At 67.9% G+C, this 26,665-nt stretch carries 28 protein-coding genes and 1 tRNA gene; 8 read left to right on the top strand and 21 right to left on the bottom strand.

Going from position 1 to position 26,665, the window contains the following annotated elements; translation table 11 throughout:
• Positions 1-3 precede the first annotated feature (3 nt).
• The 3 genes from QMA07_RS15750 to QMA07_RS15740 are packed head-to-tail and all read left to right on the top strand — an operon-like array spanning position 4 to position 2,582.
• On the top strand, positions 4-675 hold the full coding sequence (locus QMA07_RS15750; protein ID WP_140037349.1) for a DedA family protein: 672 nt from the start codon (positions 4-6) through the stop codon (positions 673-675).
• Between the two features lie 4 nt (positions 676-679).
• A complete protein-coding gene (locus QMA07_RS15745; protein ID WP_290163588.1) occupies positions 680-1,705 on the top strand; it encodes a phosphatase domain-containing protein in 1,026 nt (341 codons plus the stop codon).
• Between the two features lies 1 nt (position 1,706).
• On the top strand, positions 1,707-2,582 hold the full coding sequence (locus QMA07_RS15740; RefSeq protein ID WP_290163585.1) for a 3-methyladenine DNA glycosylase: 876 nt from the start codon (positions 1,707-1,709) through the stop codon (positions 2,580-2,582).
• Between the two features lie 4 nt (positions 2,583-2,586).
• Here QMA07_RS15740 and QMA07_RS15735 read toward each other — a convergent pair whose 3' ends face one another.
• The 4 genes from QMA07_RS15735 to QMA07_RS15720 all read right to left on the bottom strand — a co-directional run bounded on the left by QMA07_RS15735 (position 2,587) and on the right by QMA07_RS15720 (position 6,068).
• A complete protein-coding gene (locus QMA07_RS15735; RefSeq protein ID WP_290163582.1) occupies positions 2,587-3,786 on the bottom strand; it encodes a glycoside hydrolase family 3 N-terminal domain-containing protein in 1,200 nt (399 codons plus the stop codon).
• Positions 3,787-3,790: 4 nt separating this feature from the next.
• Entirely contained in the window at positions 3,791-4,447 is a 657-nt protein-coding gene (locus QMA07_RS15730; RefSeq protein WP_290163579.1) for an SDR family oxidoreductase, read from the bottom strand.
• Between the two features lie 73 nt (positions 4,448-4,520).
• Positions 4,521-5,585 carry an NAD(P)-binding domain-containing protein gene (locus QMA07_RS15725; protein ID WP_290163576.1) on the bottom strand — a complete coding sequence of 355 codons (1,065 nt, stop codon included), beginning with the start codon at positions 5,583-5,585 and terminating at the stop codon, positions 4,521-4,523.
• A 42-nt stretch (positions 5,586-5,627) separates the two neighbouring features.
• On the bottom strand, positions 5,628-6,068 hold the full coding sequence (locus tag QMA07_RS15720) for a GNAT family N-acetyltransferase (RefSeq protein ID WP_356763367.1): 441 nt from the start codon (positions 6,066-6,068) through the stop codon (positions 5,628-5,630).
• Between the two features lie 108 nt (positions 6,069-6,176).
• Between QMA07_RS15720 and QMA07_RS15715 the strand changes: the two genes are divergently transcribed.
• From QMA07_RS15715 to QMA07_RS15705, 3 genes are all read left to right on the top strand, one after another.
• Positions 6,177-6,249, top strand: a tRNA-Ala gene (locus QMA07_RS15715).
• A gap of 213 nt (positions 6,250-6,462) precedes the next feature.
• A complete protein-coding gene (locus tag QMA07_RS15710; protein WP_290163644.1) occupies positions 6,463-7,578 on the top strand; it encodes an AI-2E family transporter in 1,116 nt (371 codons plus the stop codon).
• Positions 7,579-7,700: 122 nt separating this feature from the next.
• Positions 7,701-7,883 (top strand): hypothetical protein, encoded by a 183-nt coding sequence (locus QMA07_RS15705; RefSeq protein ID WP_290163574.1) that lies wholly within the window; start codon positions 7,701-7,703, stop codon positions 7,881-7,883.
• Positions 7,884-7,945: 62 nt separating this feature from the next.
• Here QMA07_RS15705 and QMA07_RS15700 read toward each other — a convergent pair whose 3' ends face one another.
• The 11 genes from QMA07_RS15700 to rplU all read right to left on the bottom strand — a co-directional run bounded on the left by QMA07_RS15700 (position 7,946) and on the right by rplU (position 15,713).
• On the bottom strand, positions 7,946-8,230 hold the full coding sequence (locus tag QMA07_RS15700) for a hypothetical protein (protein ID WP_290163573.1): 285 nt from the start codon (positions 8,228-8,230) through the stop codon (positions 7,946-7,948).
• Between the two features lie 100 nt (positions 8,231-8,330).
• Positions 8,331-9,020, bottom strand: coding sequence for an SDR family oxidoreductase (locus tag QMA07_RS15695; RefSeq protein WP_290163571.1), 690 nt, complete (start codon positions 9,018-9,020; stop codon positions 8,331-8,333).
• Between the two features lies 1 nt (position 9,021).
• On the bottom strand, positions 9,022-9,405 hold the full coding sequence (gene rsfS, locus QMA07_RS15690) for a ribosome silencing factor (RefSeq protein WP_290163569.1): 384 nt from the start codon (positions 9,403-9,405) through the stop codon (positions 9,022-9,024).
• Positions 9,405-10,544: a hypothetical protein gene (locus tag QMA07_RS15685; protein ID WP_290163566.1), complete on the bottom strand. Its 1,140-nt coding sequence runs from the start codon at positions 10,542-10,544 to the stop codon at positions 9,405-9,407. Before QMA07_RS15685 ends, rsfS begins: the two co-directional genes overlap by 1 nt.
• Entirely contained in the window at positions 10,541-11,143 is a 603-nt protein-coding gene (gene nadD / locus QMA07_RS15680; protein ID WP_053096575.1) for a nicotinate-nucleotide adenylyltransferase, read from the bottom strand. The genes QMA07_RS15685 and nadD overlap by 4 nt, the downstream gene beginning before the upstream one ends.
• 6 nt (positions 11,144-11,149) lie before the next feature.
• Positions 11,150-11,374: a hypothetical protein gene (locus QMA07_RS15675; RefSeq protein WP_290163561.1), complete on the bottom strand. Its 225-nt coding sequence runs from the start codon at positions 11,372-11,374 to the stop codon at positions 11,150-11,152.
• Between the two features lie 66 nt (positions 11,375-11,440).
• On the bottom strand, positions 11,441-12,694 hold the full coding sequence (locus QMA07_RS15670; protein WP_290163558.1) for a glutamate-5-semialdehyde dehydrogenase: 1,254 nt from the start codon (positions 12,692-12,694) through the stop codon (positions 11,441-11,443).
• A gap of 9 nt (positions 12,695-12,703) precedes the next feature.
• The gene (proB, locus tag QMA07_RS15665) at positions 12,704-13,489 is read right to left on the bottom strand and encodes a glutamate 5-kinase (RefSeq protein WP_290163555.1); all 786 of its coding nucleotides are present in this window, start codon (positions 13,487-13,489) and stop codon (positions 12,704-12,706) included.
• Positions 13,486-14,988, bottom strand: coding sequence for a GTPase ObgE (gene obgE / locus QMA07_RS15660; RefSeq protein ID WP_290163552.1), 1,503 nt, complete (start codon positions 14,986-14,988; stop codon positions 13,486-13,488). The genes proB and obgE overlap by 4 nt, the downstream gene beginning before the upstream one ends.
• A gap of 140 nt (positions 14,989-15,128) precedes the next feature.
• Positions 15,129-15,386 carry a 50S ribosomal protein L27 gene (gene rpmA, locus QMA07_RS15655; RefSeq protein ID WP_028501603.1) on the bottom strand — a complete coding sequence of 86 codons (258 nt, stop codon included), beginning with the start codon at positions 15,384-15,386 and terminating at the stop codon, positions 15,129-15,131.
• 18 nt (positions 15,387-15,404) lie between these two features.
• A complete protein-coding gene (gene rplU / locus QMA07_RS15650) occupies positions 15,405-15,713 on the bottom strand; it encodes a 50S ribosomal protein L21 (RefSeq protein ID WP_072591411.1) in 309 nt (102 codons plus the stop codon).
• Between the two features lie 211 nt (positions 15,714-15,924).
• Between rplU and QMA07_RS15645 the strand changes: the two genes are divergently transcribed.
• Entirely contained in the window at positions 15,925-16,191 is a 267-nt protein-coding gene (locus QMA07_RS15645) for a DUF4031 domain-containing protein (protein ID WP_290163544.1), read from the top strand.
• Here the strand turns inward: QMA07_RS15645 and QMA07_RS15640 are convergent.
• Positions 16,156-18,693, bottom strand: a complete 2,538-nt coding sequence (locus QMA07_RS15640) for an Rne/Rng family ribonuclease (RefSeq protein ID WP_290163543.1) — start codon at positions 18,691-18,693, stop codon at positions 16,156-16,158. The genes QMA07_RS15645 and QMA07_RS15640 overlap by 36 nt on opposite strands.
• A gap of 281 nt (positions 18,694-18,974) precedes the next feature.
• On the opposite strand from QMA07_RS15640, the gene QMA07_RS15635 reads away from it, so the two are divergent.
• A complete protein-coding gene (locus tag QMA07_RS15635) occupies positions 18,975-19,592 on the top strand; it encodes a vitamin K epoxide reductase family protein (protein WP_290163542.1) in 618 nt (205 codons plus the stop codon).
• Between the two features lie 75 nt (positions 19,593-19,667).
• Here the strand turns inward: QMA07_RS15635 and ndk are convergent, their stop codons facing one another.
• The 5 genes from ndk to QMA07_RS15610 form a co-directional block, all read right to left on the bottom strand.
• Positions 19,668-20,084: a nucleoside-diphosphate kinase gene (gene ndk, locus QMA07_RS15630; RefSeq protein ID WP_290163541.1), complete on the bottom strand. Its 417-nt coding sequence runs from the start codon at positions 20,082-20,084 to the stop codon at positions 19,668-19,670.
• A 1-nt stretch (position 20,085) separates the two neighbouring features.
• Entirely contained in the window at positions 20,086-20,499 is a 414-nt protein-coding gene (locus tag QMA07_RS15625; RefSeq protein ID WP_290163540.1) for a DUF4233 domain-containing protein, read from the bottom strand.
• Complete coding sequence (locus QMA07_RS15620; protein WP_290163539.1) at positions 20,496-21,848, bottom strand: folylpolyglutamate synthase/dihydrofolate synthase family protein; 1,353 nt, start codon at positions 21,846-21,848, stop codon at positions 20,496-20,498. Before QMA07_RS15620 ends, QMA07_RS15625 begins: the two co-directional genes overlap by 4 nt.
• Positions 21,845-25,210: an isoleucine--tRNA ligase gene (gene ileS / locus QMA07_RS15615; protein WP_290163538.1), complete on the bottom strand. Its 3,366-nt coding sequence runs from the start codon at positions 25,208-25,210 to the stop codon at positions 21,845-21,847. The genes QMA07_RS15620 and ileS overlap by 4 nt, the downstream gene beginning before the upstream one ends.
• A gap of 361 nt (positions 25,211-25,571) precedes the next feature.
• Positions 25,572-26,411, bottom strand: a complete 840-nt coding sequence (locus tag QMA07_RS15610; RefSeq protein ID WP_290163537.1) for a DUF559 domain-containing protein — start codon at positions 26,409-26,411, stop codon at positions 25,572-25,574.
• Positions 26,412-26,665: the final 254 nt, after the last annotated feature.

Below are 26,665 nucleotides of genomic sequence, written 5' to 3'. Positions count from 1 at the left end.
GGGGTGGACGACTTCGTGCCGTGGCTGATCGACTTCATGCGGTCCATCGATCCGGTCGCCCGCACGCTCGTCGCCGGGCTCGCTGTGATGCTCGAGACCAGCGTGCTGATCGGCCTCGTCTTCCCGGGCGACACCGTCGTGCTCGTCGCATCGATCGGCATCACCAGCCTCCCCCAGGCAGTGGCCATGGTCGTCTCCGTCGTGCTCGGCGCGTTGATCGGCGAGAGCATCGGCTTCTGGCTCGGGCGGTGGATCGGTCCGCACATCCGCGCCTCATGGGTCGGTCGTCGGGTCGGCGAGGAGAACTGGGTGCGCGCCGAGCGGTACCTCGCCCGCCGCGGGGGCATCGCCATCTTCCTCTCGCGCTTCCTGCCCGTGCTGCACTCTCTCGTGCCTCTGACCGTGGGCATGAGCCATTACTCGTACCGCCGGTTCCTCGCGTGGACGGCGCCCGCCTGCCTGCTGTGGGCGACGGCCTACGTGAGCATCACCTCGCTCGCCGCGGGCAGCTTCGACGAACTCGCCGACCGTGTGCACTACGCGGGATACATCTTCGTCGGCATCATCGCCCTCTTCCTCATCGCCGTGTTCGTCGGCAAGAAGGTGATCTCTCGCCTCGAGTCTCGTCATCTCGACATCTCCGACGCGAAGGACTCGACCGACGTGAAAGACTGAAGCAATGGCTTCGTCACCCCCGGCGCCCCGGATCCACTGGTTCGCGCGCCTCGAACACCGCCTCCATGTGTGGCGCGAGGGACGAGCGCGCCGTCGCGGTCGCACCGCGACCATCCTCCCGTTCCCCGGTTACGGGGGCCCCGGGTGGGTGCGGGTCGTCGGACGCGTGCTCATCGTCCCGCCTGCGCGGAGCACGAAAGACGGTGAGCCGGCGAGCGTCCGCGGCTGGCGGAGCTTCGTCGGCATCCCGGTGAGCTTCGCGAAGGTCGCCGTGCATATCGGCGACTCGACGCACTACGTCGTCGCCGACCGAGGAGGTGTGATCGACTCGGTCGTGAACACCGATCTCGAGCCTGGGTGGCAGACGTTCACGTTCTCCGTCGAGGGCCAGGAACCGGTCGAGACGACCGCGTTCATCGTGGCGGAGTCGACGCACTTCGGCGTGGTCTCCGACGTCGACGACACCGTGATGGTGACCGCTCTCCCCCGCCCGTTCATCGCCGCCTGGAACTCGTTCGTCGTCGACGAGCACGCGCGCATCCCCGTGCCGGGCATGGCCGTGCTTCTCGATCAGGTTCTCCGCGAGTACCCCGGCGCGCCGATGGTCTACCTGTCGACCGGCGCCTGGAACGTCGCTCCCACACTCCGGCGTTTCCTCGGGCGACACCTCTTTCCGGCCGGCTCCATGCTCCTCACCGACTGGGGCCCCACGCACGACCGCTGGTTCCGCAGCGGACGAGAGCACAAGCTCACCAACCTGCGTCGCCTGGCGACCGAGTTCCCGCACGTGAAGTGGCTGCTGATCGGTGACGACGGTCAGCACGACGAGTCGATCTACTCCGAGTTCATGGACGAGCACCCGAGCTCCGTCGCCGGCGTGGCCATCCGTCGGCTGCTGCCGGCCGAAGCGGTTCTCGCCGGTGGACGCGCGGGGCACGAGCCGCATGCCGAAGGCGTCGCGCCCTGGGTCAGCGCTGAGGACGGCGCGGGACTCCGCGACCTGCTCGGCAAAGCCGGCATCCTACGCTGACATGTCCACGTCGCTTCCGCGGACGGACTGGCTGGAGCGCGAGCGAGCGCACCAGGCGCGCGCCGACGCGCTCACGGCCGAGCACAGGGAGCGAGCCGCCCGAGGTGAGAAGCACCCGGTGTGGGACTTCCTCTTCACCTACTACAGCTACAAGCCCGCGCAGCTGCGTCGATGGCACCCGGGTGCCGGAGTCGAGCTGGAGCAGGCCCCCGACCGCCTGACATGGCGCTGGTACTCCCCCGGCCGGACCGAAGACGGTGCGGTTCCGGATGCCGCCGTGTTCGCGCACGAGAAAGCAGACCTCGCCGGTCTCATCGAGCGGATGCTGCGCCGCACCGCCTCGCGCCCCGGTCAGTTCGGATGCTTCGGACTGCACGAGTGGGCGATGGTCTACCGAGCCGATGAGCACAGGCACCCGGTGCCCCTGCGTCTCGGGCAGGCAGGCACAGACCTGGTCGTCGAGAATCATGACCTCCGGTGCACGCATTTCGATGCCTTCCGGTTCTTCACCCCCGACGCAGTGCCTCGCAACCGCACAGAGCTGACGCGTGACGACCAGCCTCTGTTCGAGCAGCCCGGCTGTCTGCACGCCGGCATGGACCTGTACAAGTGGGCGGTCAAACTCGGTCCCCTGGTGCCGGGTGAACTGCTGCTCGACGCGTTCGAGCTCGCCAGGGACATCCGCCTTCTCGACATGCAGGCCGCTCCCTACGATCTGGCACCGTGGGGCATCGTGCCCGTGCCGATCGAGACTGCCGAGGGCAAAGCGGAGTATGTGCGACAGCAACGCGTCTTCGCAGAGCGAGGCACTCGACTTCGCGGCGAGCTCCTGCACGCGTGGCTCGGCTCGGTTCAGCCCGCCGCTGTCGCGAGCTGACCCGTCAGTCCACCCGCTCGCACTCCGCGCACAGCGCCCAGTCCGTCGTCGCCGACGTCGACTGCAGGCGCAGCGACATCACACGTGTCGCCGCCTCGGCGAGGCGATCGGCGGGGACCGTCCCCGCTTCGACCGCCGCCTCGACCCCCCGCGCGATCTGGCCGGCGGTGTCGGGCGTCGAGCCGGCGATCATGAGCACGAGATCACTTCCGGCCGCGACCGCCGACACCGCGTTGCGCACCGGGTCGGCGTACTCCGGAACCCCCGAGGACTGCAGCATCCCGAGGTCGTCGGTCACGATCACCCCGTCGAAGCCCAGTTCCTCGCGGGCGATCTCGTGCCAGCGCGCCGAGAGAGACGCGGGAGCCGGATCCACTGCGGTGTAGGCCAGATGACCGAACATGAGCAGTGAAGCACCGGCTTCCACACCGGCGACGAACGGCACCGCATCGGTCGTACGCCATTCGTCGATGGTCTCGCCGGTCGCCGGTATCGCCTGGTGCGAGTCGCCCGGAGCCGCTCCGTGACCGGGGAAGTGCTTCAGCGTCGACGCGACGACCTGCTCCTGCGCCGTCGTGGCCGCCATGACTCGCTCTGCCGCCGATTGAGGATCGCTTCCGAGCGCCCGGCCGTAGATGAACGACGATGAGTCGGGTGTGACGTCTGCGACCGTGCCGAAGTTCACGCTGATCCCGGCCCGCGCGACCAGAGCGGCCCTGGCCGAGAAGGCCGCCGCCGAGTCGGCGGCCGGCTGTGACTTGAGGCTGGTCGACGCGGGGAACTCGTCGCTGTCGAGGCGCGACACGATCCCTCCCTCCTGGTCGATCGCGATGAGCGGAGGCAGTGCAGGATCGGGCACGAGCGCGTCGGTCAGAGTCTGCAGCTCGTCATCCGTCGCCGGGATGTTCGCACCCATCACGATGAATCCGCCGAGGCCTTGCTGCATGTACGCGCGGAGGGCTGCGGCATCCGTCGTGGGGATGTGCCCCATCACTATGCTCGCCGCCTGTTCGGCCGTCGTCATGTCGGAGACGAGGTCCGCAGCGTGCTCGTCGGTTCCGGAGGAGCGGACGTCCGACCGTGCGTCACCGGCTCGCGCAGAGCCGTGCACTGAGCTGTGCGCGGCCGCGGAGGCCGGTGGGGACGCCAGCGCGAGAGCGACGATCACCGCCGCCCCGACGGCCTCGACTCGACGCCGCAGCATGAGGTCAGGCGCTGAGGGCGTCGGCGATCGGCACCGCGGTGTCGTCCGTGCCGTTTCCGAATCTGATGGTGCGGCCGAAGGTCGACGGGTTGCCGACGGCCTCGGCGATCACGGCTGCCACGTCGGCCCGGGAGACCTCTCCCTTGCCCTCGGGGTCGAGGAAGATACGCCCGGTGGGCTCGTCGAACGTGAGCGTGCCGGGGCCGAGGATCGTGCCGTCGAGGTCGGTGGATCGCAGGTGCTCGTCTGCCGCCCACTTCGCATCGGCATACGCGAAGAACCCGTCGCTCTCGGGCACTCCGTGATCGGCCTTCGAACCGAGCCAGGAGACCATGACGTAGCGCTTCACACCGGCGATCTCTGCGGCGTCCATGGTGCGGATCGCGGCGTCGCGGTCGACGGCGTAGGTGCGCTCAGGGGACCCGCCGCCGGCCCCGGCCGACCAGACCACGGCGTCGTGTCCGCGGATGATCTCCGCGAGAGCGTCGGTGTCCAGGGTCTCGACGTCCGCGACGAGCGCGTGCGCCCCCGTGGCTTCGACCTCTGAGACGTGGTCGGGATTGCGGATGACCGAGGTCACCTCGTCGCCGCGGGCGACGAGGAGCGGAGCGAGGAGAAGGGCGATGCGGCCGTGGCCGCCGAACACGATGATGCGCGACATGTCTTCACCCTACGCGCCTGCGCCGACGTCGGCTCGGGGATGGTCTCAGCAAGGGCCCGTGGTCGCATCCGCTCTACGACGTACGCAGTGGTTCCCTCGCCAGCGCGTGTTGCACGCCCTTCGCGGCCGAGCGCCCCGCCCTGTTCGCACCGATCGTGCTCGCCGACGGACCATAGCCGACGAGTTGGATCCGCGGATCCTGCACCGCGGTCGTGCCGCGACCTCGGCGGTCGAGCTGGATCCCACCGGCCGCGCTGCGCAGATGCAGCGGGGCGAGGTGCGCGATCGCGGGGCGGAACCCGGTCGCCCACAGGATCACGTCGACGCGCTCGAACGAGCCGTCGGCCCAGCGGACGCCGTCCGGCTCGATGCGAGAGAACATCGGGCGGCGGGCGGCGAATGCCCCGAGACGCTCGGCCTCGCGCTCCTGGGGTCGCAGCATGAGCCCCGTCACGCTCACGACGCTCTCCGGGGGCAGTCCCTGCGCGACGCGCTGCTCTACCAGAGCGACGGCCGCCGCCCCGGCCTCGGGGGTGAAGTCGTCGTTGCGCCACACGGGTTCGCGGCGCGTCACCCAGAGGGTGTCCGTGAGCGGCGCGAGAGCTCCGAGGAACTGGACGGCCGACGCACCACCGCCGACGACGAGCACTCGCTTGCCCGCGAAGTGCTCGGGTCCCGGATAGTCGACCGTGTGCAGCTGCTCGCCGAGGAACGTCTCCATGCCCGGGTAGTGCGGCAGGAACGGATGCGTCCACGTGCCGGTGGCGTTGACGAGGGTACGAGTGCGCCATTGCCGCTCTCCCGCGTGGACCACCAGGATCCCTTCGTCGTCGACGACGCGGTCGACACGGACAGGGCGGATCACGGGGAGATCATGAGCATGCTCGTAGGCGGCGAAGTATGCCGGCACGGCCGTATTGGCCCGCTGGCCGTCACGCGGAGGAGGCGACTCCCCCGGCAGCTCGGCCACTCCGTGCACGTCGCGCATGGTCAACGCATCCCAGCGGTGCCGCCATGCGCCCCCTGGCTCGGAGTCCGAGTCGAGCACGACGTGCGAGATCCCCAGGCGGGTCAGGTGGAAGGAGGCCGACAGACCGGCCTGACCGGCGCCGATCACCACACTGTCCAGGATGCTCACGAAGGTGACAACACCCGCGATCGGGCCGTTGTTCCGCCGGGCTCAGAGCGCGATCTGGTAGTGGGTGTATCCGGTGTGCGTCGCCACACTGTCGTACAGAGCGCGGGCCGTCATGTTGGTCTCCTGAGTCAGCCAGTAGACCTTCTGGCATCCATGCTCCGCGGCCCACTCCCGCACGTGCGCGATCAACCGCCTGCCTGCTCCGGAGCCGCGCGACTCGGCGTCGACGTACAGGTCTTCGAGGTAGCAGTAGGCGGATCTGCTCCACGTCGCCGGGTGGGTCAGCCAGTGCACGATGCCGATCGCGCGTCCGTCGTCGTCACGGGCGACGGCGCCGTGGAGCTCGCGGTCCTCGACGAGCCGCCGGAAAGTCCCAGCGGTGATCTCGTCCGAGAGCTGGGTGCCGTAGAACGTCAGATATCCACGCCACAGCCCCGACCATTCGTCGAAGTCGGCACGTGTGATCGGGGCGATCGTCGTCATGCGGTCGAGCCTAATGCGACGCGCCCGGGAGGCCGTCGTCGATTGGTGTTGCGCGCGATCCGTGTAGTACTCTGTTCAAGTTGCTTCGAGCAGTGAGGAAGCAGTTCTGGGCCTGTGGCGCAGCTGGTAGCGCACCTGCATGGCATGCAGGGGGTCGGGGGTTCGAGTCCCCCCAGGTCCACATACCGAGGGCCCCGCGAGAGATCGCGGGGCCTTCTTCGCGTATACGGCGGCTGGCCTCGGCCATCTGTCACAGGTGGGCGCACGGCGGAGCGCCAGGGGCTTGCCATCACCTGCTTTGCCGGATAGAAAGGCCAGGCCGTCCTCGTCAGAGCGACGGTCTTCGACGAGGTGGAGGATGCACGTGCTGGGACTGTTCCGACGACCGGAGACCATGTCAGCCCCGCGAGCAGACGGCGCACGGCCGATCGCAAGGCCAGGCCTCTGGTCGCGCGGCTTCGGACTCGCCGCCACTCGGAGCCTGCAGACGCTGTCGGTGCTCGCCCTGGTCGCCATCGGCGTCCTGGTGATCACGCAGCTCTCGCTGGTCTTCATCCCGGTGACGATCGCCCTGATCCTCGCCTCGGCCATCCACCCGCTCGTCGCTTTCATGCGCCGCCGCGGGGTGCCGTCGATCCTCGCGACGTGGATCGCATTGATCGGAATCCTCGCGATTCTCGGTGGAATCGTCTGGGTGATCGTGCTCACGGTCCGCTCGCAGTGGGACGACCTGATCGACTCGGCCACCGACGGCATCACGCAGGTGACGGCGTGGCTCGACACCCTGCCGTTCGACTTCGCCTCGTTCGACCTCGATGAGGTGTGGGCCGGGCTGGGAGACTTCCTGACCAGCGCCTCGTTCGGACGCGGAGCCCTGGCAGGGGTGTCGGCGACCGCGAGCTTCTTCACCGGACTCGCCCTGATGATCGTGGTGCTGTTCTTCTTCCTCAAGGACGGACCGCGCATCTGGGAGTTCCTGCTGCGTCCCTTCACCGGGGCCAGCTACGAGCGCGCCCGCCGCATCGGCGACAAGACGGTCGACGTGTTCGGCGGCTACATCCGCGGCACCTCGATCGTCGCAGCGGCCGACGCCCTCGGCATCGGCATCGGTCTGGCGATCCTGCAGATCCCTCTCGCCCTGCCCCTTGCCGTGATCGTCTTCCTCACGGCCTTCATCCCGCTCGTCGGCGCGACCGCGGCAGGAATCCTGGCGGCGCTCGTGGCACTCGTCACACACGGACCGGTGGCCGCGCTCATCGTGGTCGGCATCGTCGTGCTCGTGAACCAGCTCGAGGGCAATTTCCTGCAACCGGTCGTGATGGCTCGCTCGCTCAAGCTGCACGCCCTCGTGATCCTGCTCGCCCTGACCACGGGAACCATCCTCGGGGGGATCGTGGGCGCCGTGCTCTCGGTGCCCATCGCCGCAGTCGCCTGGGGCATCATCACCGTGTGGGACGGTCCGCACACTCCCGCGAAGCCGTTCCGCAAGAAGCGCCCCGAGACGGTCTGAGTCCGCCTGTGGAGGTCGGAAGCGGCGCCCGGTACTCCCCCCGGACCGCATCCGTCAACCCGCTCGCCTGAGCCGATGGGCCGCCCTAGCGTGGCGCTCACATCTCACGAGAGGAGTCAACGATGACCAACAACCCGATACCACCGCTCGTTCCGCGCCCGGACGACGACCCCGAGATCGACGGCGTCCCCCACCGCGAGGTCGACGGAGAGCCGGTGCTCGACACGGATGCCGACGCCGACCAGGTCGACGGTGCCGCTGCCGACCGTTTGGCCGCAGAGCATCCGGTGGACGAAGACTCCTGAGTCCCCGCCCCGGCGCAGAAGTGCGCGGCAGGTCCCTCCCCGGGTCCTGCCGCGCACGAGGTTCAGGCCGAGTAGAGCGGAGGAAGGTGCGGGATCGCGATGGGCCTCGTCGCCCGGCTCGAATCCTGCACCCGCGTCACCTCCTGAAGAACTTCGGCGGCGGTGGCGTATCGCACGGCCAGAGGCAGATCGCGAAGCCACACGACCTCGACCTCGGTGTCGGCGTATTCGTAGATGCAGGCCACCACGTGACGAGCATCATGCGACTCGTACCGCCGGTCGTTGATCACCCATTCCGATGGCGTGACGCGATGCAGCACGTACCTAGGGTCTGGATCTCCGGACATGTGATTCCCTCCAAGGCTCTCTCCCCACTGCACATCATCCACGTCGCCGCCCCGAGTCCACAGGGGCTTGACAGGTGCGAGAGAGACTGCAGGAACCGAATCAGCCGCGCGGGCGGATCGTCAGGTCGGTGAGAGCGGCATCGTCCGGCAGGTCGAGTGCCGTGAGGATCGTCGTCGCGACGGAGTCCGCCGTGATGAAGCGCTCCGGGTCGTAGTCACGCCCCTCCTGCTGGTGCACTCGCTCCTGCATGGGGGTCGCCGTGCGCCCGGGGTAGATCGAGGTCACCCGCACCCCGTGCTCGGCCTCCTCGGCCCGCAGAGAGTCCGCGAGCGCCTTGAGCCCGTGCTTCGACGCGGCGTATGCCGACCAGCCGGCGTGCGCGTGCAGCCCCGCCCCGGAGTTGACGAACACCACGCGAGCGCCGGAGACACGCAGCACCGGCAGCAGCAGGCGTGTCAGCTCTGCAGGACCCACGAGGTTCACGGCGAGCTGACGCTCCCACAGGTTCGCCGGAAGGTCGGCTACCGGCCCGAGGTCGACGACACCCGCTGCATGAATCAACGAGTCGATGCGCTCGGGGAGCGCCTGCTTCGACAGGGCCCATGAGAGCCTGCCAGGCTGCGCAAGATCGCCGACGACCGCCGACGCGCCCGGAAGCGCCGCGGTGATCTCCTTGGCGCGCCCCGCATCACGGGCCAGCACGACGACCTGATCACCCCGGTCGAGCAGACGGCGCGCGACGACGGAGCCGATGCCGGATCCGGCACCGGTGATCAGGTGGACGCTCACATCAGTCTCGGTCCGCGGCAGCGGCGTCTGCGAGCTCGAAGGGCACCACAGGGCAGTCCTTCCACAGGCGCTCGAGGCCGTAGTAGACCCGCTCCTCCTGGTGGAAGACGTGCACGATCAGGTCGCCGAAGTCGAGGAGCACCCAGCGGGCCTCCGCACGACCCTCACGGCGGACCCGCTTGTGGCCGGCTTCGATGAGCTTGTCCTCGATCTCATCGGCAATGGCGGCGACGTTGCGCTCGCTGTTTCCGGTGACGAGCAGGAAGATGTCGACGAGCGGCAGAGGCTCGGAGACGTTGAGGGCGACGAGATCTTCACCGCCCTTCGAGACGGCGGCGTCTGCCGCGAGCTGGAGCATCTCTTCGGCGTTTTCAGGTGACTGCATCAGAACACATTCGAGTTGAAGGCGACGATCAGGGAAACGCCCAGCGCGAGCGCAAGACCACCCGCCACGATCGCGAGGATGAGCATGAGTTTGTTGCCCTTTTCGGGGGCGGGTGGGCGGATGACCTCACCGGCGGGCTTGATGGTGCTGACGGCCGCGCTGGCGGCGATCGGCGTGGGCGACGATGCCGGAGGCAGCTCGCCGTCGATCAGCACGGCGTCCACGTCCTTGCCGTCCGTGGTGCCGTGCGCGTGGCCCTGCGAACCGAGCCCCTTGGGCAGTTCGTAGGAGCCGGTCACGAGGATCTCCCCCGTGGAGGCGACCGGGCCCGACAGCGACCCGTCTCCCGGGGACGGGTTGAAGATGAGCGTGTTCGGAGCGAGATGCTGCGATCCGGTCGAGTCGCCGACGGTCAGCAGCTCGTCGAACGAGGGAGAGAAGGGCTTGCGGTTCTCTCCGCCGTCGCTGAGCAGTTCCTGGCCGAAGGCGGAGTTCACCGTGGGGCGCTCCCCGTCGGCGATGTCGACGTCATCGGAATCTGTCACATCGGCCAGGACGTCGTCGTGCGCGTCCGCCGGTTCCGCGTCGATGCCGAGCTCGGCCACGGCGGCAGACGTGTCGGTCGCCGCGGGCGGGGTCACATCATCGTCATCCGAGGCTTCGAGAGGCGTCGAGGCGCTGACGGGAGCGGGGAGGCCCTCTTCGCCGGTGTCGTCATCGTCGTCGTCGGCAGACGCAGCGGATGACGGAGCGGATGACGGAGCCTCGCCCTGCACCTCGGACTCGGGTGCAGGAGGCAGAGCGTCTTCGACCTCTTCGGCAGCGGCTTCATCCGGAGCGTCGGCCTCATCGACAGGAACGGATCCTGTCGCGGAGCGCTCGCGCTCGCGAACCTGTCGACGCGTCAGCCGCGTGCTCCTCTGGGAGGTCTCCCCCTCCGTCTCGCCTGTGGTTGACCCTGCCTGCGGGGCGGGGTCGACCTCGGTCGGCTCGGGCGCCTCGGGCTTCGGCGGAGAAGGGACCGCAGCCGCGGCCGCTGCCTCCTCCGCGGAGATGACCGGTGTGGAACCCGTCAGTCGGATCTCACGCAGCTGCTTTCGCGTCAGCGGACCGTGACCCTGCTGATCCGATGTACTCATGCCTTGCTCCGATACAGATGATGCTTCGCGATGTATTGAACGACTCCGTCGGGGACGAGGTACCAGACCGGCTCGTCGTCACGGACCCGCGCACGGCAGGCCGTCGACGAGATGGACAGCGCCGGCACCTCCAGTTGGCTGACATTGTCGCTGGGGAGGCCGTCAGTGCTCAGAACGTGTCCTGGACGCGAGACCGCGACGAAGTGGGCCAACTCCCACAGTTCATCATGGTCCCTCCAACTGAGAATTTGCGCCACGGCGTCGGCTCCGGTGATGAAGAACAGCTCCGCGTCGGGGCGCTTCTCCTTCAGGTCGCGGAGGGTGTCGATCGTGTAGGTCGGCCCTTCACGATCGATGTCCACCCTGCTCACCGTGAACTGCGGATTGGATGCGGTGGCGATCACCGTCATCAGGTAGCGGTGCTCGCTGGGGGTGACATCCGACTTCTGCCACGGGTGTCCGGTGGGGACGAAGACGACCTCGTCGAGATCGAAGGAGTGAGCGACCTCGCTCGCGGCGACCAGGTGGCCGTGGTGGATGGGGTCGAAGGTACCGCCCATCACACCGATGCGCGCCGGACGCGAGGTCGTGTCGTTCATGCGGGCCTAGTGGCCGTGCCCCGCCTCGTGGCCGTCCTTGCCGTGCTTCGCAGCCCAGGCGTCGGCCTTGGCGGAGTGACGGTTGGCCACGTTCTTGTACGACAGCGTGACCAGGCCGAGGAAGGCGAAGACGATGATGGCGATGACGCCGAAGATCAGCGTCTCCTGCTGCACATTGCCGTGGTGCTCGGTTTCGGCAGCGACCATCGCGATCTGTGCGACGAGGTTCATCCTGACTCCGTTTCGTGGCTGGCGGGCATGGCTCACGGAGAGCCACAGCGCCCCCTAGTCTAGCCCTCAGCCGCGCGTCTGCCCTGCCCCACGCGCCAGCCATTTCGTGCTGGTCAGCTCGGAAAGCCCCATCGGTCCCCGCGCGTGCAGCTTCTGCGTCGAGATGCCGACCTCGGCGCCGAACCCGAACTCGCCTCCGTCCGTGAACCGGGTCGAGGTGTTCACCATCACGACCGCCGAGTCCACCTCCGCCAGGAACCGCTCCGCATTGCGCGAGTCTGTGGTGATGATCGACTCCGTGTGGCCGGTGCTGTAACGACGGATGTGGTCGAGTGCATCGTCGAGCGTGTCGACGACCTTGATCGCGATGTCGAGGCTGAGATACTCGGTCGCCCAGTCCTCCTCCGTCGCCGGGATCACGTTCGAGACGAGCCCCGCGACCAGGTCGTCACCGTGAATCGCCACGCCTTCGCTCTGCAGCGCGCTGGCGACGAGGGGAACCAGCCGCGGTGCGGCCTGGCGGAGGACGAGCACCGTCTCGACGGCGTTGCAGACGCTGGGGCGCTGCACCTTCGCGTTCACGACGATGTCCTGAGCCCAGTCGTCAGGAGCAGTCTCGTCGAGCACGATGTGCACATTGCCCGCGCCGGTCTCGATCACCGGGACGGTCGCCTCGGTCACGACGGTCTCGATCAGCCCCGCGCTGCCCCGCGGCACGAGCACGTCGATGAATCCACGGCCGTGCATCAGAGCGGTGGCACCGTCGCGGCCGAAATCGTCGACCGTCTGCACCGCTTCCGACGTCACGCCCGCACCCTGCAGCGCCTCGCGCATGATCTCCACGAGCACCGTGTTCGACTCGCGTGCGGCGCTGCCGCCGCGCAGGACCACGGAGTTGCCTGAGCGCAGCGCGAGCGCGGCGATGTCGACGGTGACGTTCGGACGAGCCTCGTAGATCGCGCCGACAACGCCGAAGGGCACCCGCACCTGCTCGAGCGCCACGCCGTTCGGCATCCGGTGTCCTCCGACGACGCGACCGACCGGGTCGGGGAGTCCCGCCACCTGGCGGACCGCTGCGGCGAGAGCCGCGACGCGCTTCTCGTCGAGGCGAAGCCTGTCGATGAGCGATTCGCCGATGCCGTCGGACCGACCTCGTTCGACGTCGCGACCGTTGGCCTCGATGATCTCAGCGGCGCTGGACTCGAGGGCCACCGCGATGGCCTCGAGAGCGCGCGCCTTGTCGTCGCTGGTCAGCCTGGCCGTGGCGCGGGACGCCTCTTTGGCGAGCTCCAGGCGTACCTGGGGGGTCTGGTCGGTCATCCGCCCAGTCTAAGAGAGCGCGGGTTCGAACCAGGTCCCTATGTCAGCCCCGGCGAGGGCCTTGTCGACCAGGTCGGCGCTCGTCACGAGCACTCCGATCCCGGACGCGGCGGCCAGGCGTGCGGCTGAGACCTTGGTCGCCGCTCCCCCGGTGCCGACGCTGTTGACGACGGTCGATCCGAACTCGAGCCCCGACAGATCGGCGTCCGGGGCGACGACGTCGATGGGCTCGGCCGTCGGGTCGGACGGCGGCTTGGTGTACAGCGACTCGATGTCGCTGAGCAGGACCAGAGCGTCGGCCTCGATCAGCTGCGCCACGAGAGCCCCGAGTCGGTCGTTGTCTCCGAAGCGGATCTCCTGCGTCGCGACCGTGTCGTTCTCGTTCACGATCGGTAGGATGCGCAGTCCGAGAAGTCGCTCCATGGCCCGTCGGGCATTGCTCCGCGACGTCGGGTTCTCGAGGTCGCCCGTCGTGAGGAGCACCTGCCCTGCGACGATGTCGAAGGGACGAAGCGACTCCTGATAGCGGTAGACCAGGATGTTCTGCCCGACAGCGGCCGCAGCCTGCTGTGTGGCCAGGTCTGTCGGTCGAGCGTCGAGACGCAGGAACGGAATGCCTGTGGCGATCGCTCCTGACGAGACCAGGATGACCTCCGCGCCGCGTGCGTGCGCCGCTGCCAGCGCCTCGACCAGCACGGGGATGCGCCACGACGACTCGCCGCTGATCGACGAGGAGCCGACCTTGACGACGATCCGAGAGGCTGTGGCGAGATCCGCCCTCGAGCGAGCGGTCACTCGCCGTCCTCGCGGTAGGCCGCGAGCCGCTGAGCCTCGACCTCGGCGCGAGCCTCGGCCTTGGCATCCATGCGCTCGTAGTAGTTCTCACGACGCTCGGAGGTGGTGCGACGGGCGTTGGGCGCCAGGCGCGGATCGGTTCCGCGCGGCGCCGTCATGAGCTCGGCCGCAGACGTCATGGTCGGCTCCCAGTCGAAGACGATGCTCTCGCCCTCGCCGATCACCACTGTGGACCCCTGCACCGCACCGAGGCGGAAGAGTTCGTCTTCGACGCCCAGCTTCTCGAGGCGGTCGGCGAGGTAGCCCACGGCCTCTTCGTTCTGGAAGTCGGTCTGCTGAACCCAGCGCACCGGCTTCTCGCCCAGGATGCGGTAGATGTTTCCGTAGCTGCCGCCCTCGACACGGATCTCGAAGCCCTTCTTGGGGCCCCGGGGACGAAGCACGACGCGCTCACGCGGAACCTCGATCGCGGCGAGCTCTGCGCGGTGCTTGTCGACGATGTCGCCGAGCGCGTAGGTCAGCGGACGCAGTCCCTCGTGCGAGATGGTGGAGATGTCGAAGACACGGAATCCGCGGGCCTCGAGATCAGGGCGCACGAGGTCGGCGAGATCACGGGCCTCCGGCACATCGATCTTGTTCAGGGCGATGAGCTGAGGACGCTCGAGCAGAGGAGTCTGCCCCTCAGGGACCTCGTACGCGGCCAGCTCGCCGAGGATGACGTCGAGGTCGGAGATCGGATCGCGACCGGGCTCGAGCGTCGCGCAATCGAGCACGTGCAGCAGAGCGGTGCAGCGCTCGACGTGACGGAGGAACTCCAGTCCGAGTCCACGCCCCTCGCTCGCCCCTTCGATGAGTCCGGGCACATCGGCGACGGTGTAGCGCGACTCCCCCGCCTGCACGACACCCAGGTTCGGATGGAGCGTGGTGAATGGGTAGTCGGCGATCTTGGGCCGGGCGGCCGAGATCGCACCGATCAGGCTGGACTTGCCCGCAGAGGGATAGCCGACGAGAGCCACGTCTGCGACTGTCTTGAGCTCGAGGACGACATCGCCCTCGTCGCCCGGGGTGCCCAGGAGGGCGAAACCGGGCGCTTTGCGCTTCGGCGTCGCCAGTGCGGCGTTGCCGAGTCCGCCGTGCCCGCCCTTGGCGACGACGAATCGCTCACCGGGCTCGATCATGTCGATCAGGACCTCGCCGGCCGCGTTCCTGACCACGGTGCCGACGGGAACGGGAAGCTCGAGGTCTTCACCCATGAACCCTGCACGGTGGTCGCCCATGCCGGGCCCGCCGTTGCCGGAGCTGCGGTGAGGCGAGTGGTGGTACGAGAGGAGCGTGCCCGTCTGCGTGTCAGCGATGAGCACGATGTCGCCGCCGTCACCGCCGTTGCCGCCGTCGGGACCGCCGAGCGGCTTGAACTTCTCGCGGTGCACCGAGACACAGCCGTTGCCGCCCTTGCCCGCACGCAGGTGAAGCGTCACGGTGTCGACGAAACTGACCATGTCTCTCTCCTCAATAAAGAACTCGGCCGGAACCGAGAATTGGACCGTTGATTCGGCGGGAACCGCGAATCCGGCCTGAAACGCAAATTCGGGACGGGCCGAAGCCCGCCCCGAATCGCATGACTACTGTCGTGCTGTGATCACTCAGCAGCGGCGACGATGTTGACGACCTTGCGGCCGCCCTTCGCGCCGAACTGCACCGCACCGGCGGCCAGAGCGAACAGCGTGTCGTCGCCACCACGGCCGACGTTCACGCCGGGGTGGAAGTGCGTGCCGCGCTGGCGGACGATGATCTCGCCGGCGAGAACCTGCTGTCCACCGAAGCGCTTGACGCCAAGTCGCTGAGCGTTGGAGTCACGACCGTTACGGGTGGAGCTTGCGCCCTTTTTATGTGCCATGTCCTGGTCTCCTCGGTCTTACTTGATGCCGGTGATCTTGACGCGCGTGAGCTCCTGACGGTGGCCCTGGCGCTTCTTGTAGCCGGTCTTGTTCTTGTACTTCTGGATGATGATCTTCGGGCCGCGGAGGTTGCCGATGACCTCTGCCGTGACCTTGACCTTCGCCAGCGAATCAGCGTCGGTGGTCACCGAGGCGCCGTCGACGAGCAGCACTGCGGCCAGCTCGATCTTCTCGCCCTGGGCAGCCTTGACACGGTCGAGCTGAACGATCGTGCCGACCTCGACCTTCTCCTGCCGCCCACCGGCGCGCACTACTGCGTAAACCACTTCATACCTGTTTCGTTGGGGAGCTCACGGCTCCGATATCTCACGGGAAGACTGTTGCTTGCATGCGACGCTGGGCGACGGGCACGAACGCAAGACTCTCCGCTTCGACCGTCGAGGACGACGCGGCATACGCACCAAGGGACTACTTTACCGGATGTCGGACACTGTGGCAAAACGCGCCGCCCGGTGTGTCCGGTCATAGGCTGAAGGGATGACCGTTCTCGTCGATGACCCCGTCTGGCCCGCGCACGGGCGCCTGTGGGCTCACCTCGTCAGCGACGACAGCCTGCAGGAACTGCACGCATTCGCGCGGTCGCACGACGTGCCTGCGCGCGCCTTCGACCTCGACCACTACGACGTCCCGGAAGAGCTCATCCCCCGGCTCCTCGCCGCCGGCGCACAGCATGTCGGCGGCAAGGAGCTGGTCAGACGATTGATCGCCTCAGGACTGCGGATCCCCGCCCGCGACCGACGCTGACGGCTCCGAGTTCACGGAGATCGGCGTGCCGGTGAGTGCGGCGGTCGAGACACGGCGACGACCGCGGCCCTGGCCCGGAGCCTTCGGCTCGGGAAGCGCATCGAGCACCGAATCGAGCAGCGCCTCAGCCGGAGACTTGGGCGATTTGCGGTCGGATCCGCGCTTCTTGCGGGGCTTCTTGGCACGCTCCTGCGCGGCAGGGGCATCCGTCGTCTCCGCTGCGGGAGCGACGACCTCCGTCGCCTCGTCTGCGTTCGGAGCGCGCGTCGAGGCGGCGATCTGCGCGAGCGCGGACTTCGCTCCCTCGGGGATGCTGTGGGTCGTCACCGCGGTGGGAGCCGAGCTCTGCGACTGGCCGTTGCCGCCGCGCTGGCGACGGTTGGACTGCGAGTTGCCGTTGCTGTTGCCGTTGCCGTTGCTGCTCGAGCGGTGCTTCACGACCGGGTCGTGGTGCACGATGACGCCACGGCCGGCGCACACGTCGCACGCCTCGCTGAACGTCTCGAGCAGGCCGAGTCCGAGCTTCTTGCGGGTCATCTGCACGAGGCCCAGAGAGGTGACCTCGGCGACCTGGTGCTTCGTCCGGTCACGACTCAGGCACTCGATCAGTCGGCGCAGCACGAGGTCTCGGTTGGATTCGAGCACCATGTCGATGAAGTCGACCACGATGATGCCGCCGATGTCGCGCAGACGCAGCTGGCGGACGATCTCCTCCGCGGCCTCGAGGTTGTTCTTGGTGACGGTCTCCTCGAGGTTTCCGCCCGAGCCGACGAACTTGCCGGTGTTGACGTCGACGACGGTCATGGCCTCGGTGCGGTCGATGACCAGCGAGCCACCGGACGGCAGCCAGACCTTGCGGTCGAGCGCCTTCTCGATCTGCTCCGTGATCCGGAACGCGTCGAAGGGATCGCTCTCGTCCTCATACGACTCGACACGCTCGAGCAGGTCGGGCGCGACGCTCTCGAGGTAGGCGCGGATCGTGCGCTGAGCATCCTCGCCCTGGATGAGCATCTTGGTGAAGTCTTCATTGAAGACGTCACGGACGATCTTGACGAGGAGGTCGGGCTCGGCGTGCAGCAGCGCCGGTGCCTGCTGGCTCTCGACCTGCTTGCGGATGTGCTCCCACTGGCTGGTCAGCCGCTGGACGTCACGCGTGAGCTGGTCTTCGGTGGCACCTTCGGCGGCCGTGCGGACGATCACGCCGGAGGACTCGGGGAGCACCTCCTTGAGGATGCGCTTCAGGCGCGTGCGCTCGTTGTCGGGCAGCTTGCGGCTGATGCCGTTCATCGATCCGCCGGGCACGTACACGAGGTAGCGACCCGGGAGCGAGATCTGGCTGGTCAGACGAGCACCCTTGTGGCCGATCGGATCCTTGGTGACCTGCACCAGGACGCGGTCGCCCGCCTTGAGGGCGAGCTCGATGCGACGCGGCTGATTGCCGGTCTCGACGCCGTCCCAGTCGACCTCGCCGGAGTAGAGCACGGCGTTCCGGCCTCGGCCGATGTCGACGAAGGCGGCCTCCATGCTCGGCAGCACGTTCTGCACGCGACCGAGGTAGACGTTGCCGATCAGCGAGGCGTCCTGGTTGCGCGCGACGTAGTGCTCCACGAGCACCCCGTCTTCGAGGACGCCGATCTGCGTCCGGCCGTTCTTGGAACGGACGACCATCTTGCGGTCGACCGACTCACGACGCGCGAGGAACTCTGCCTCGGTGACGACCGGACGCCGGCGACCGGCATCCCGTCCATCGCGACGACGCTGCTTCTTCGCCTCGAGGCGCGTGGACCCCTTGATCGCCTTGGGCTCGGTGATGTACTCGACGACGCGCTGGCGGGGCTCACGAGGCTCGCGCTGCTCGCGAGGCTCGCGCTGATCACGGGGCTCGACATCGTCAGAGCCACCACGACGGCGGCGGCCTCGGCGGCCTGCCGGCTCCTCCGGCTCTCGCTCGGCGATTCGGTCGAACACGCGCTCACGACCCGGACGAGCAGGAAGGGGCAGCACCTCGGGTGCGTAGAAGTGCAGCTGCGTCGAGACCTGCGAGACGAACACCTCGGGCAGCAGCCCGAGCGACACGGCGGTGACGGGCTTGACATCCTCCGGCTTGTCCGGAGCAGGCTCGGCGACGGTCTCCTCGGAAGGGGCCTCGACGGCAGCCTCAGCGGCCGGAGCATCGGATGCAGGAACGTCGGCTACGACAGCATCCTCAGATGGAGCGGCGTCAGCGGGAGCGGCGGGGGCATCCTCGGCGGCAGCGTCCGCAGCAGAAGTCTCCTCGGCAGGCGTGTCAGTGGAACCCTCCTCGGCAGGAGCTTCCGCCGCGGGGTCCTCCGCAGAAGTCGACCCCGTCTGGGGGATCTCAGCGGTCGAACCCGCACCGTCCTCCGGAGCGTCGGACGTGGCGTCGGCCTCCGGAGCGTCGGCGACTACTTCTGCGGGTGCGTCAGCATCCGCAGAGAAGTCGAGGGTAGGGGCGTCGTGGTCATTGTTGTCATCGGCCATCTCTGGCTTGCTCCTCGCGCGGACACTTCGTGTTCCGCTAACTCTCATGCGGCACCCGCAGGTGCCGCGAACTCATTCGGTGTGCGACCGGCCCATGGCTCTGATCACGAGGGGCATACGGCCCCGAAGTCTGCGTCGATGCCCACTGCGACGGGGTCGAGCGATGCATCACAGGCCATTATCGCACCAAGTGCGCCGGTTCGCGGCATCGTCGGGACTCCGAGTCGTTTTCTCCGGCGCGCTCACGCCCGATCCATAGCGATCGCTGAGAGAATCCACACATGAGCGAGCAGCGCACCCGCCCCGTCGTCTATGCCGTGTGGTTGATCATCGCGAGCGTCATCGGCTGGTTCGCCGCCTTCCAGCTCACGGTCGAGAAGTTCGTGCTTCTCGAGAACCCGACCGATGCCCTGGCCTGCGATGTGAGCCCGTTCATCCAGTGCAGCAAGAACCTGGGCTCGTGGCAGGGTGAGATCTTCGGCTTCCCCAACCCGCTGCTCGGGCTGACAGGGTGGATGGCTCCGCTGGTCATCGGCGTCGCGATCCTCGCCGGAGCCCGCTTTCCCCGATGGTTCTGGGCGGCGTTCGGCGCCGGCATCGCGTTCGCGTTCGGGCTCGTGTGCTGGCTGATCGGCCAGAGCCTGTATGCATCGAACCTCGGCGTGCTGTGCCCGTGGTGCATGGTGACCTGGGCTGTCACGATTCCGACGTTCTTCGCCACGATGCTGCACCTCACACGCAACGGCACGTTCACGAAGAATGAGAAGACCCGAGAGCGTGCGGACAAGCTCATGGTCTGGGTACCGCTGGCGACCATCCTCGCCTACGCCGTCATCATCGTGATGGCTCAGCTGCAGGGTCTCGACTTCCTCGGCGAGATGGCACGCATCATCTTCTGATCCGACAGGCCGTCGATCTGACGACGAAGCCCGCCGCACGATCTCGTGCGGCGGGCTTCGTCGTGAGCGGATCGTTCAGTCGAACCAGATGCCGAGCTCGCGGGCGGCCGACTCGGGGCTGTCCGAGCCGTGCACGAGGTTCTGCTGCACCTTGAGGCCCCAGTCGCGACCGAAGTCGCCACGGATCGTACCGGGCGCTGCCGTGGTGGGATCCGTCGTGCCGGCGAGCGACCGGAAGCCCTCGATGACGCGGTTGCCTGCGAGGCGGATCGCCACGGACGGGCCCGAGAGCATGAACTCGAGGAGCGGCTCGTAGAACGGCTTGCCCTCGTGCTCGGCATAGTGCTCGGCGAGCAGGTCGCGGTCGGGCTCGACCAGGCGGATGTCGACGAGGGAATATCCCTTCGCTTCGATGCGCGCCAGGATCGCGCCGGTGAGGCCGCGGGCGACACCGTCGGGCTTGACGAGGACGAGGGTTTCTTCGGTGGCCATGTCATTCACTCTCTGTCTGAGTCTGAGTCGCGGGCCCGTCAGGACGTCGTGCGTCCAATCGGGCCCCCATGATCGTCGCATATCCCCACATGCCGCCGAAAACGACGACGACGAGCAGGATCGCGGGCACCAGGATAGCTGCCAGCGCGATGACGACCTGCAGGATCCACCCTGCGGTGATCGCCCAGGGCTTCGTGATCATCCCCGCGACGGCGATGCAGGCGAGTCCCACGACGGCCCCGCCGACGATGCCCCACCACTGCGGTATGCCGGCGGGCAGCGTCTTCAGGCCGAAGACCGTGAGGCCCGCGAGGAAGACGACGATCGATTCGAATCCGAGCACGACCGGCGCGAGTTTCTGCACCAGAGTGCGCGGCGGACGCGGCGGACGGGCGGGCGCCGATGCGGTGGTCATGCGCGCCACCCCGACTTCCAGTCCTCTTCTTCGGCGAGAGCGATCGCCTCTCCCGCGAGCACGACCGACCCGGCGATCACGACGGCTCGGCGATCCGAGGACGCCGCCCACTCCCGTGCGGCATCAGCTGCCTCGGCGAGGGTCGGATGCACGGTCGCGCGCTGTCCGGTCGCCTCGACGAGGTCGGCGATGGTGTCCGCATCGCTCGCGCGGTCGGACTCCGGCGCCGTGGCGAACACATGCGCCGCTGCGGGTGCGAGCTTCGCGACGATGCCGGCAGCGTCCTTGTCGGCGAGCACACCCAGTACGACGCCCCACTCGTCGAAGTCGAAGCTGTCGTCCATCGCCTGCACGAGAGCCGTGGCGCCGTGCGGGTTGTGCGCGGCATCCACGATCACCGTCGGAGCGATCCCCAGCAGCTGAAGGCGTCCGGGCGAGGTCGCCCCCTGGAGCCCCTCCGAGATGATGTCGGCGGCGATGGGCTGCTCAGCGCCTCCGATGAGCGATTCCACGGCGGCGACCGCGAGGGCCGCATTGTGCCCCTGGTGCGCTCCGTACTGCGGCAGGTACTCCTCGACGTAGGCGCCGGCGAGTCCGCGGATGGTCAGCAGCTGTCCGCCGACGGCGAGCTTCTGGTCGGCGAGTCCGAACTCCTCGCCCTCGAAAGCGATCGTGGCGTTCTTCTCCGCTGCGACGCGACGCAGCACCTCGGCAGCCTCGGCAGGTTGCTGCGCCGAGACGACGGCAGCGCCCTCCTTGATAATCCCCGCCTTGACCTTCGCGATCGCCGCGATCGTGCCGCCGAGACGATCTGCGTGGTCGATGTCGATGGGCGCGAAGACCGCCACATCGCCGTCTGCCGTGTTGGTCGAGTCCCACTCGCCGCCCATGCCCACTTCGAGGACGAGCACGTCCACCGGAGCATCGGCCACGGCCACGAAGGCGAGCACCGTGAGCAGCTCGAAGAACGTGAGCGGTTCTTCGCCCGCGGCCTCGAGCTCGGCATCGACGATCTCGACGAAGGGCTCGATCTCGTTCCAGGCGTCGACGACGGCTGCATCGTCGATCGGCTCGCCATCGATCACGATGCGCTCAGTGAAGCGCTCGAGGTGCGGGCTGGTGAAGAGGCCGGTGCGCAGACCGTGGGCGCGCAGCAGCGTCTCGATCATCCGGGCGGTCGACGTCTTCCCGTTCGTGCCGGTGATGTGCACGACGCGGTAGGTGCGCTGCGGGTCGTCGAGGTAGGCGAGGATGCGCGCGGTGCGCTCCTTGCGCGGCTGCACCCAGCGCTCACCCGCACGGCTCAGCAGCTTGTCGTAGACCGCGTCGGCCTTGTCGCGGGCGCTCACGCGACGGGCTCCTTGACCGTGACGTCGATCGTGACGATGATCGGACGCTTGTCGGCGCCCAGCGCTGTCGCCCCGCTGCGGAAGACGCCGTCCCCCGGGTTGGTGACGTCCTGCACGAGAGTGCCCATGTCGTCGGTGGCCTGCACCGCGAACGCCACCGCGAGGGTCTCCCCGGCGATCAGCTCCGCATGCGCCTGCAGCGCCTCGGCGTCGGCCGGGCTCACGTTGAGCGCGAGCACGATGCGGTCGCTCACATCGAGGTCGGCGTTCTTGCGGGCCTCCTGCACGACGCGGATCGCGTCGCGCGCGAGTCCCTCGGCCTCGAGCTCGGGGGTCGTCTGCGTGTCGAGAAGCACGAACCCACCTGACGGCACGATCGCGAGCGCCTCCCCCTCGGGGCGGCCGGTGGTCTCGAGCACGAGGTCGTACTCGCTGGGCTCCAGCGCGATGCCTCCGGCAGTCACGACGCCGTCGGTCTCGGACCAGTCGCCGTTCCTCGCGCCCTGGATGGCCTTCTGCACGTCCTTGCCCAGACGCGGGCCTGCTGCGCGGGCGTTGACGCTCAGGCGGTGATCGATTCCGTAGTCGGCGGCCGTGGTCTCGGTCGCCTCGACGAGCTCGACCGACTTGACGTTGAGTTCCTCACGCAGGATGTCCTCGAACTGGCCGAGCGTCCCTGCCAGCGGCGAGACGACAGTCAGGCGAGCGAGGGGCAGCCGCACGCGCAGCTTCTCCTTCTTGCGCAGCGCGTTGCCGACGCTCGACAGCTCGCGGACGGCATCCATGGCATCACGGATCTCGTCGGCCGCGGGGAACGCCGTGTCGTCTGGCCAGTCCTGCAGGTGCACGCTGCGTCCGCCGGTCAGGCCCTGCCACACGCGCTCGCTGATCAGCGGCACAAGAGGAGCGGCCACCCGCGTCAGGGTTTCGAGCACGGTGTAGAGCGTGTCGAAGGCATCGGCGTTCGACCCCTCCCAGAACCGGTCGCGCGAGCGGCGGATGTACCAGTTGGTGAGCACCTCGGCGAAGTCGCGCAGACGGGCGGATGCCGTCGTCGAATCGAGTCCCTCGAGGTCCGCCCGCACGTCGCGCACGAGATCGCCGAGCCGGGCCAGGATGTACCGGTCGAGAACGTCGGTCGAATCGGTGCGCCAGGTCGCCTCGTAGCCCCCCGGCTTCGCCGCATTGGCGTACGTCGCGAAGAAGTACCACGAGTTCCACAGCGGGAGCAGGAACTCACGGACGCCGGAACGGATGCCCTCCTCCGTGACCGCGAGGTTGCCACCCCGCAGCACCGAACTCGACATGAGGAACCAGCGCATCGCGTCGGAGCCGTCACGGTCGAGCACCTCGGACACATCCGGGTAGTTGCGCAGCGACTTCGACATCTTGTATCCGTCGTTGCCCAGCACGATTCCGTGGCAGCTGACTCCGGTGAAGGCCGGACGATCGAAGAGTGCGGTCGACAGCACGTGCATGACGTAGAACCAGCCACGCGTCTGCCCGATGTACTCGACGATGAAGTCGGCGGGAGCGTGCGTGTCGAACCACTCCTGGTTCTCGAACGGGTAGTGCACCTGCGCGTAGGGCATCGACCCCGAGTCGAACCACACGTCGAACACGTCCTCGATGCGGCGCATCGTGCTCTCGCCGGTCGGGTCGTCGGGGTTCGGACGCGTGAGGTCGTCGATGTACGGGCGGTGCAGGTCGATCTCGCCCTCGGGGTTGCGCGGCAGCGTGCCGAAGTCGCGCTCCATCTCCTCGAGAGAGCCGTATGCGTCCACACGCGGGTACTCGGGGTCGTCGCTCTTCCAGATCGGGATCGGCGAGCCCCAGTAGCGGTTGCGGCTGATCGACCAGTCGCGCGCGCCCTCGAGCCACTTGCCGAACTGGCCGTGCTTGACGTTCTCGGGCACCCAGGTGATCTGCTCGTTGTTCGCGAGCAGGTCGTCCTTGATGTCCGTGACGCGGATGAACCAGCTCGACACGGCCTTGTAGATCAGAGGGTTCCGGCAGCGCCAGCAGTGCGGGTACGAGTGCACGTAGCTCTGCTCGCGCAGCAGTCGACCTTCACCGCGGAGCAGGCGGATGAGCGGAGTGTTCGCGTCCATCCACAGCTGGCCCGCGACGTCGGTGACGTTCGACAGGAAGCGTCCGCCGTCGTCGAGCGACAGGATCGTCGGGATGCCGGCGGCACCGGCGACCCGCTGGTCGTCCTCACCGTAGGCCGGAGCCTGGTGCACGATGCCGGTGCCGTCGCTGACCGTGACGTAGTCGTCGACGAGGATGCGCCAGGCGTTCTCCGTGCCGTAGGCCTCGGTGTCGGCGTAGTAGTCGAAGAGCCGGTCGTACGTGACGTCCTGCAGGTCGGCACCGCGCACCGTCGCGTCGACTGCGGCGAGCGCGTCGTCGAGGTTCTCGTAGCCGAGGTCCTTGACGTAGCCGCCGAGAAGTTCGCGGGCCAGGAGGTAGCGGTGGGAGGACGCCTCGACAGCCGCATCCGTCGTCCCCGCGATCTGATGCACGTCGGCCGCGCCTCCGGGACCTGCGGGGAGCACGACGTACTCGATGTCGGGTCCCACGGCGAGGGCGAGGTTGGTGGGAAGCGTCCAGGGCGTGGTCGTCCAGGCCAGTGCCCGCACGGCGGTGAGTCCCAGGGCCTCCGCCTTGGCGCCGGTCAGCGGGAACGTGACGGTGACGGACGGGTCCTGACGGTTCTGGTAGACGTCGTCGTCCATGCGCAGCTCGTGCGCCGACAGCGGGGTCTCGTCGCGCCAGCAGTACGGCAGCACGCGGTATCCCTCATAGGCGAGGCCCTTGTCGAAGAGGGTCTTGAACGCCCAGAGCACGCTCTCCATGTAGCCGAGGTCGAGCGTCTTGTAACCGCGCTCGAAGTCGACCCAACGAGCCTGACGCGTGACGTAGTCCTGCCACTCGTGCGTGTACTTGAGCACCGAATCCTTCGCCTTCGCGTTGAAGACGTCGATGCCCATCTCTTCGATCTGGCTCTTCTCGGTGATGCCGAGCTGCTTCATGGCCTCGAGCTCGGCCGGCAGACCGTGCGTGTCCCAGCCGAAGACCCGGTCGACCTTCTTGCCGATCATCGTCTGGAAGCGTGGGAACACATCCTTGGCGTACCCGGTGAGCAGGTGCCCGTAGTGCGGCAGGCCGTTGGCGAACGGCGGGCCGTCGTAGAACACCCACTCGTCATCGCCCTCACGCTGCTCGATCGAGGCGCGGAAGGTCTGGTCGGTCTCCCAGAAGTCGAGCACTTCGCGCTCGATCTGTGGGAACCGAGGGCTCGGGGCGACGGAGGCAGCCTGGTCGGCGGCGGGGCCGAAGGAGGAACGCGGGTAGGTCATGTCGTCTCGCAGGAGTCGTGGCGGATGCTGCTGCGAGGACGATCCGTCCGGAATCTCATCCCGGGGGACCGCGGTACCACCTCGCGTGCCGCGCCTCTCGGCGGAGCCACTCTCACTGCGGCTGTGACGGGCCTGCCCCGCTCGGTTCTACTTGCCCCCGCATGCACTGGGCCTGCCGAAGTGTTCTTCCGAGAGCTCCCCGGTGATGTCCGGATCGATGCTCGTGCCTCCATTGTACGCGCGGCAGACCGGTGCTCGCCCGCGACGTCCGTGAGCGCCTCCGAAGTCCGAGTGCGCTTCCGAAGTCCGCTTCCGGAGAATTCAGACTTGCGAAGCGCACACGGACTTGCCTCGCGCACGGTCAGACAGCGCGATGAAGCCCCTGGGCGACTGCGCGCATGATCAGGTCCTGCGCGGCGGGCCAGTCGAACATGACCTGTGTATACGACAGACGCATCACGTGGTACCCCATGAGCCTCAGCTCGGCGTCATGCCGGATGTCTTCGGAGCGCTGCGCACCGACATGGTGTGACCCGTCGATCTGGATCACGAGTCGATCGCCGATCAATCCGTCGACGCGGTGGCCCGCGATCCAGATCTGCACCCGGATGGCGATGCCCAGCCACCGCAGGCGAACGCGGAGATAGGTCTCCAGTCCCGCATCCGCGAAGGGGGCGGCGTGGTCGAGGATCGTCCTAGCGGCCGGCTTCCACGAGTACCCCCGTAGCGCCTCGAGGGTGACCAGCGATCGGTTCAACGCTGACTCCCACGTCGCCAGCGCATGCTCGAACGGCTCGCACTCCGCCACGTACGCGAGCACATTCTCGATCGGGTCAACGAGCGCATCCGGATGCCGGGGGACGATCGGCTTCCCCCTATGCACCCGTGCCTCGAACGGAATCCGCACGGCCGCATTATGGGGAACCGCGAAGTGCGGCGCGCCTGTGGAGTCGTGCACCCAGAGGCCGAGGAGCCCCGCCTGCGTACGGCAGGTCAGAACCACGCCGAGCCGAGCAGCAGTCACCACCGTCTTCTCGGCATCCTTCGTCGCGAGCCAACCGCGCCGGGGTCGAGTGATGAGGCCGTCACGCACCGCCTTGTCGACGACCCTGCGTGAGAAGCCGCTCTCAGTAACGACCACGCTGCGCACCACACCACCGCGACCGGCGAGCAGACGGATCAGCGCGTCGACGGTTCTCATCCGCTCAGTCTCGGCATCGACGCTGCCGTCAGGGACGCTCGTGCACATCGTGCGCGGGATCGGTGGACACTGGGAAGGGACGCTGGCCTGTGCAGGAACAATGCGCTGTACCGTGACTGAGTCCGCGTGCGACTGCGAAGTCGGTTCTCGGGGATTTCGGACCTCGGAAGCGCACATCGACTTCGGAGGCGCACACAAGCAAGCAGCGGGCGGCTGTCGCACCCACCGCCTACCCTCGAAACATGGTCCGCTCC

Source organism: Microbacterium sp. APC 3901 (genome assembly GCF_030407765.1).
GTDB lineage: Bacteria > Actinomycetota > Actinomycetes > Actinomycetales > Microbacteriaceae > Microbacterium.
The sequence above is the reverse complement of the archived record's forward strand: the minus strand, read 5'-3'. Positions and strand labels throughout refer to the sequence as shown.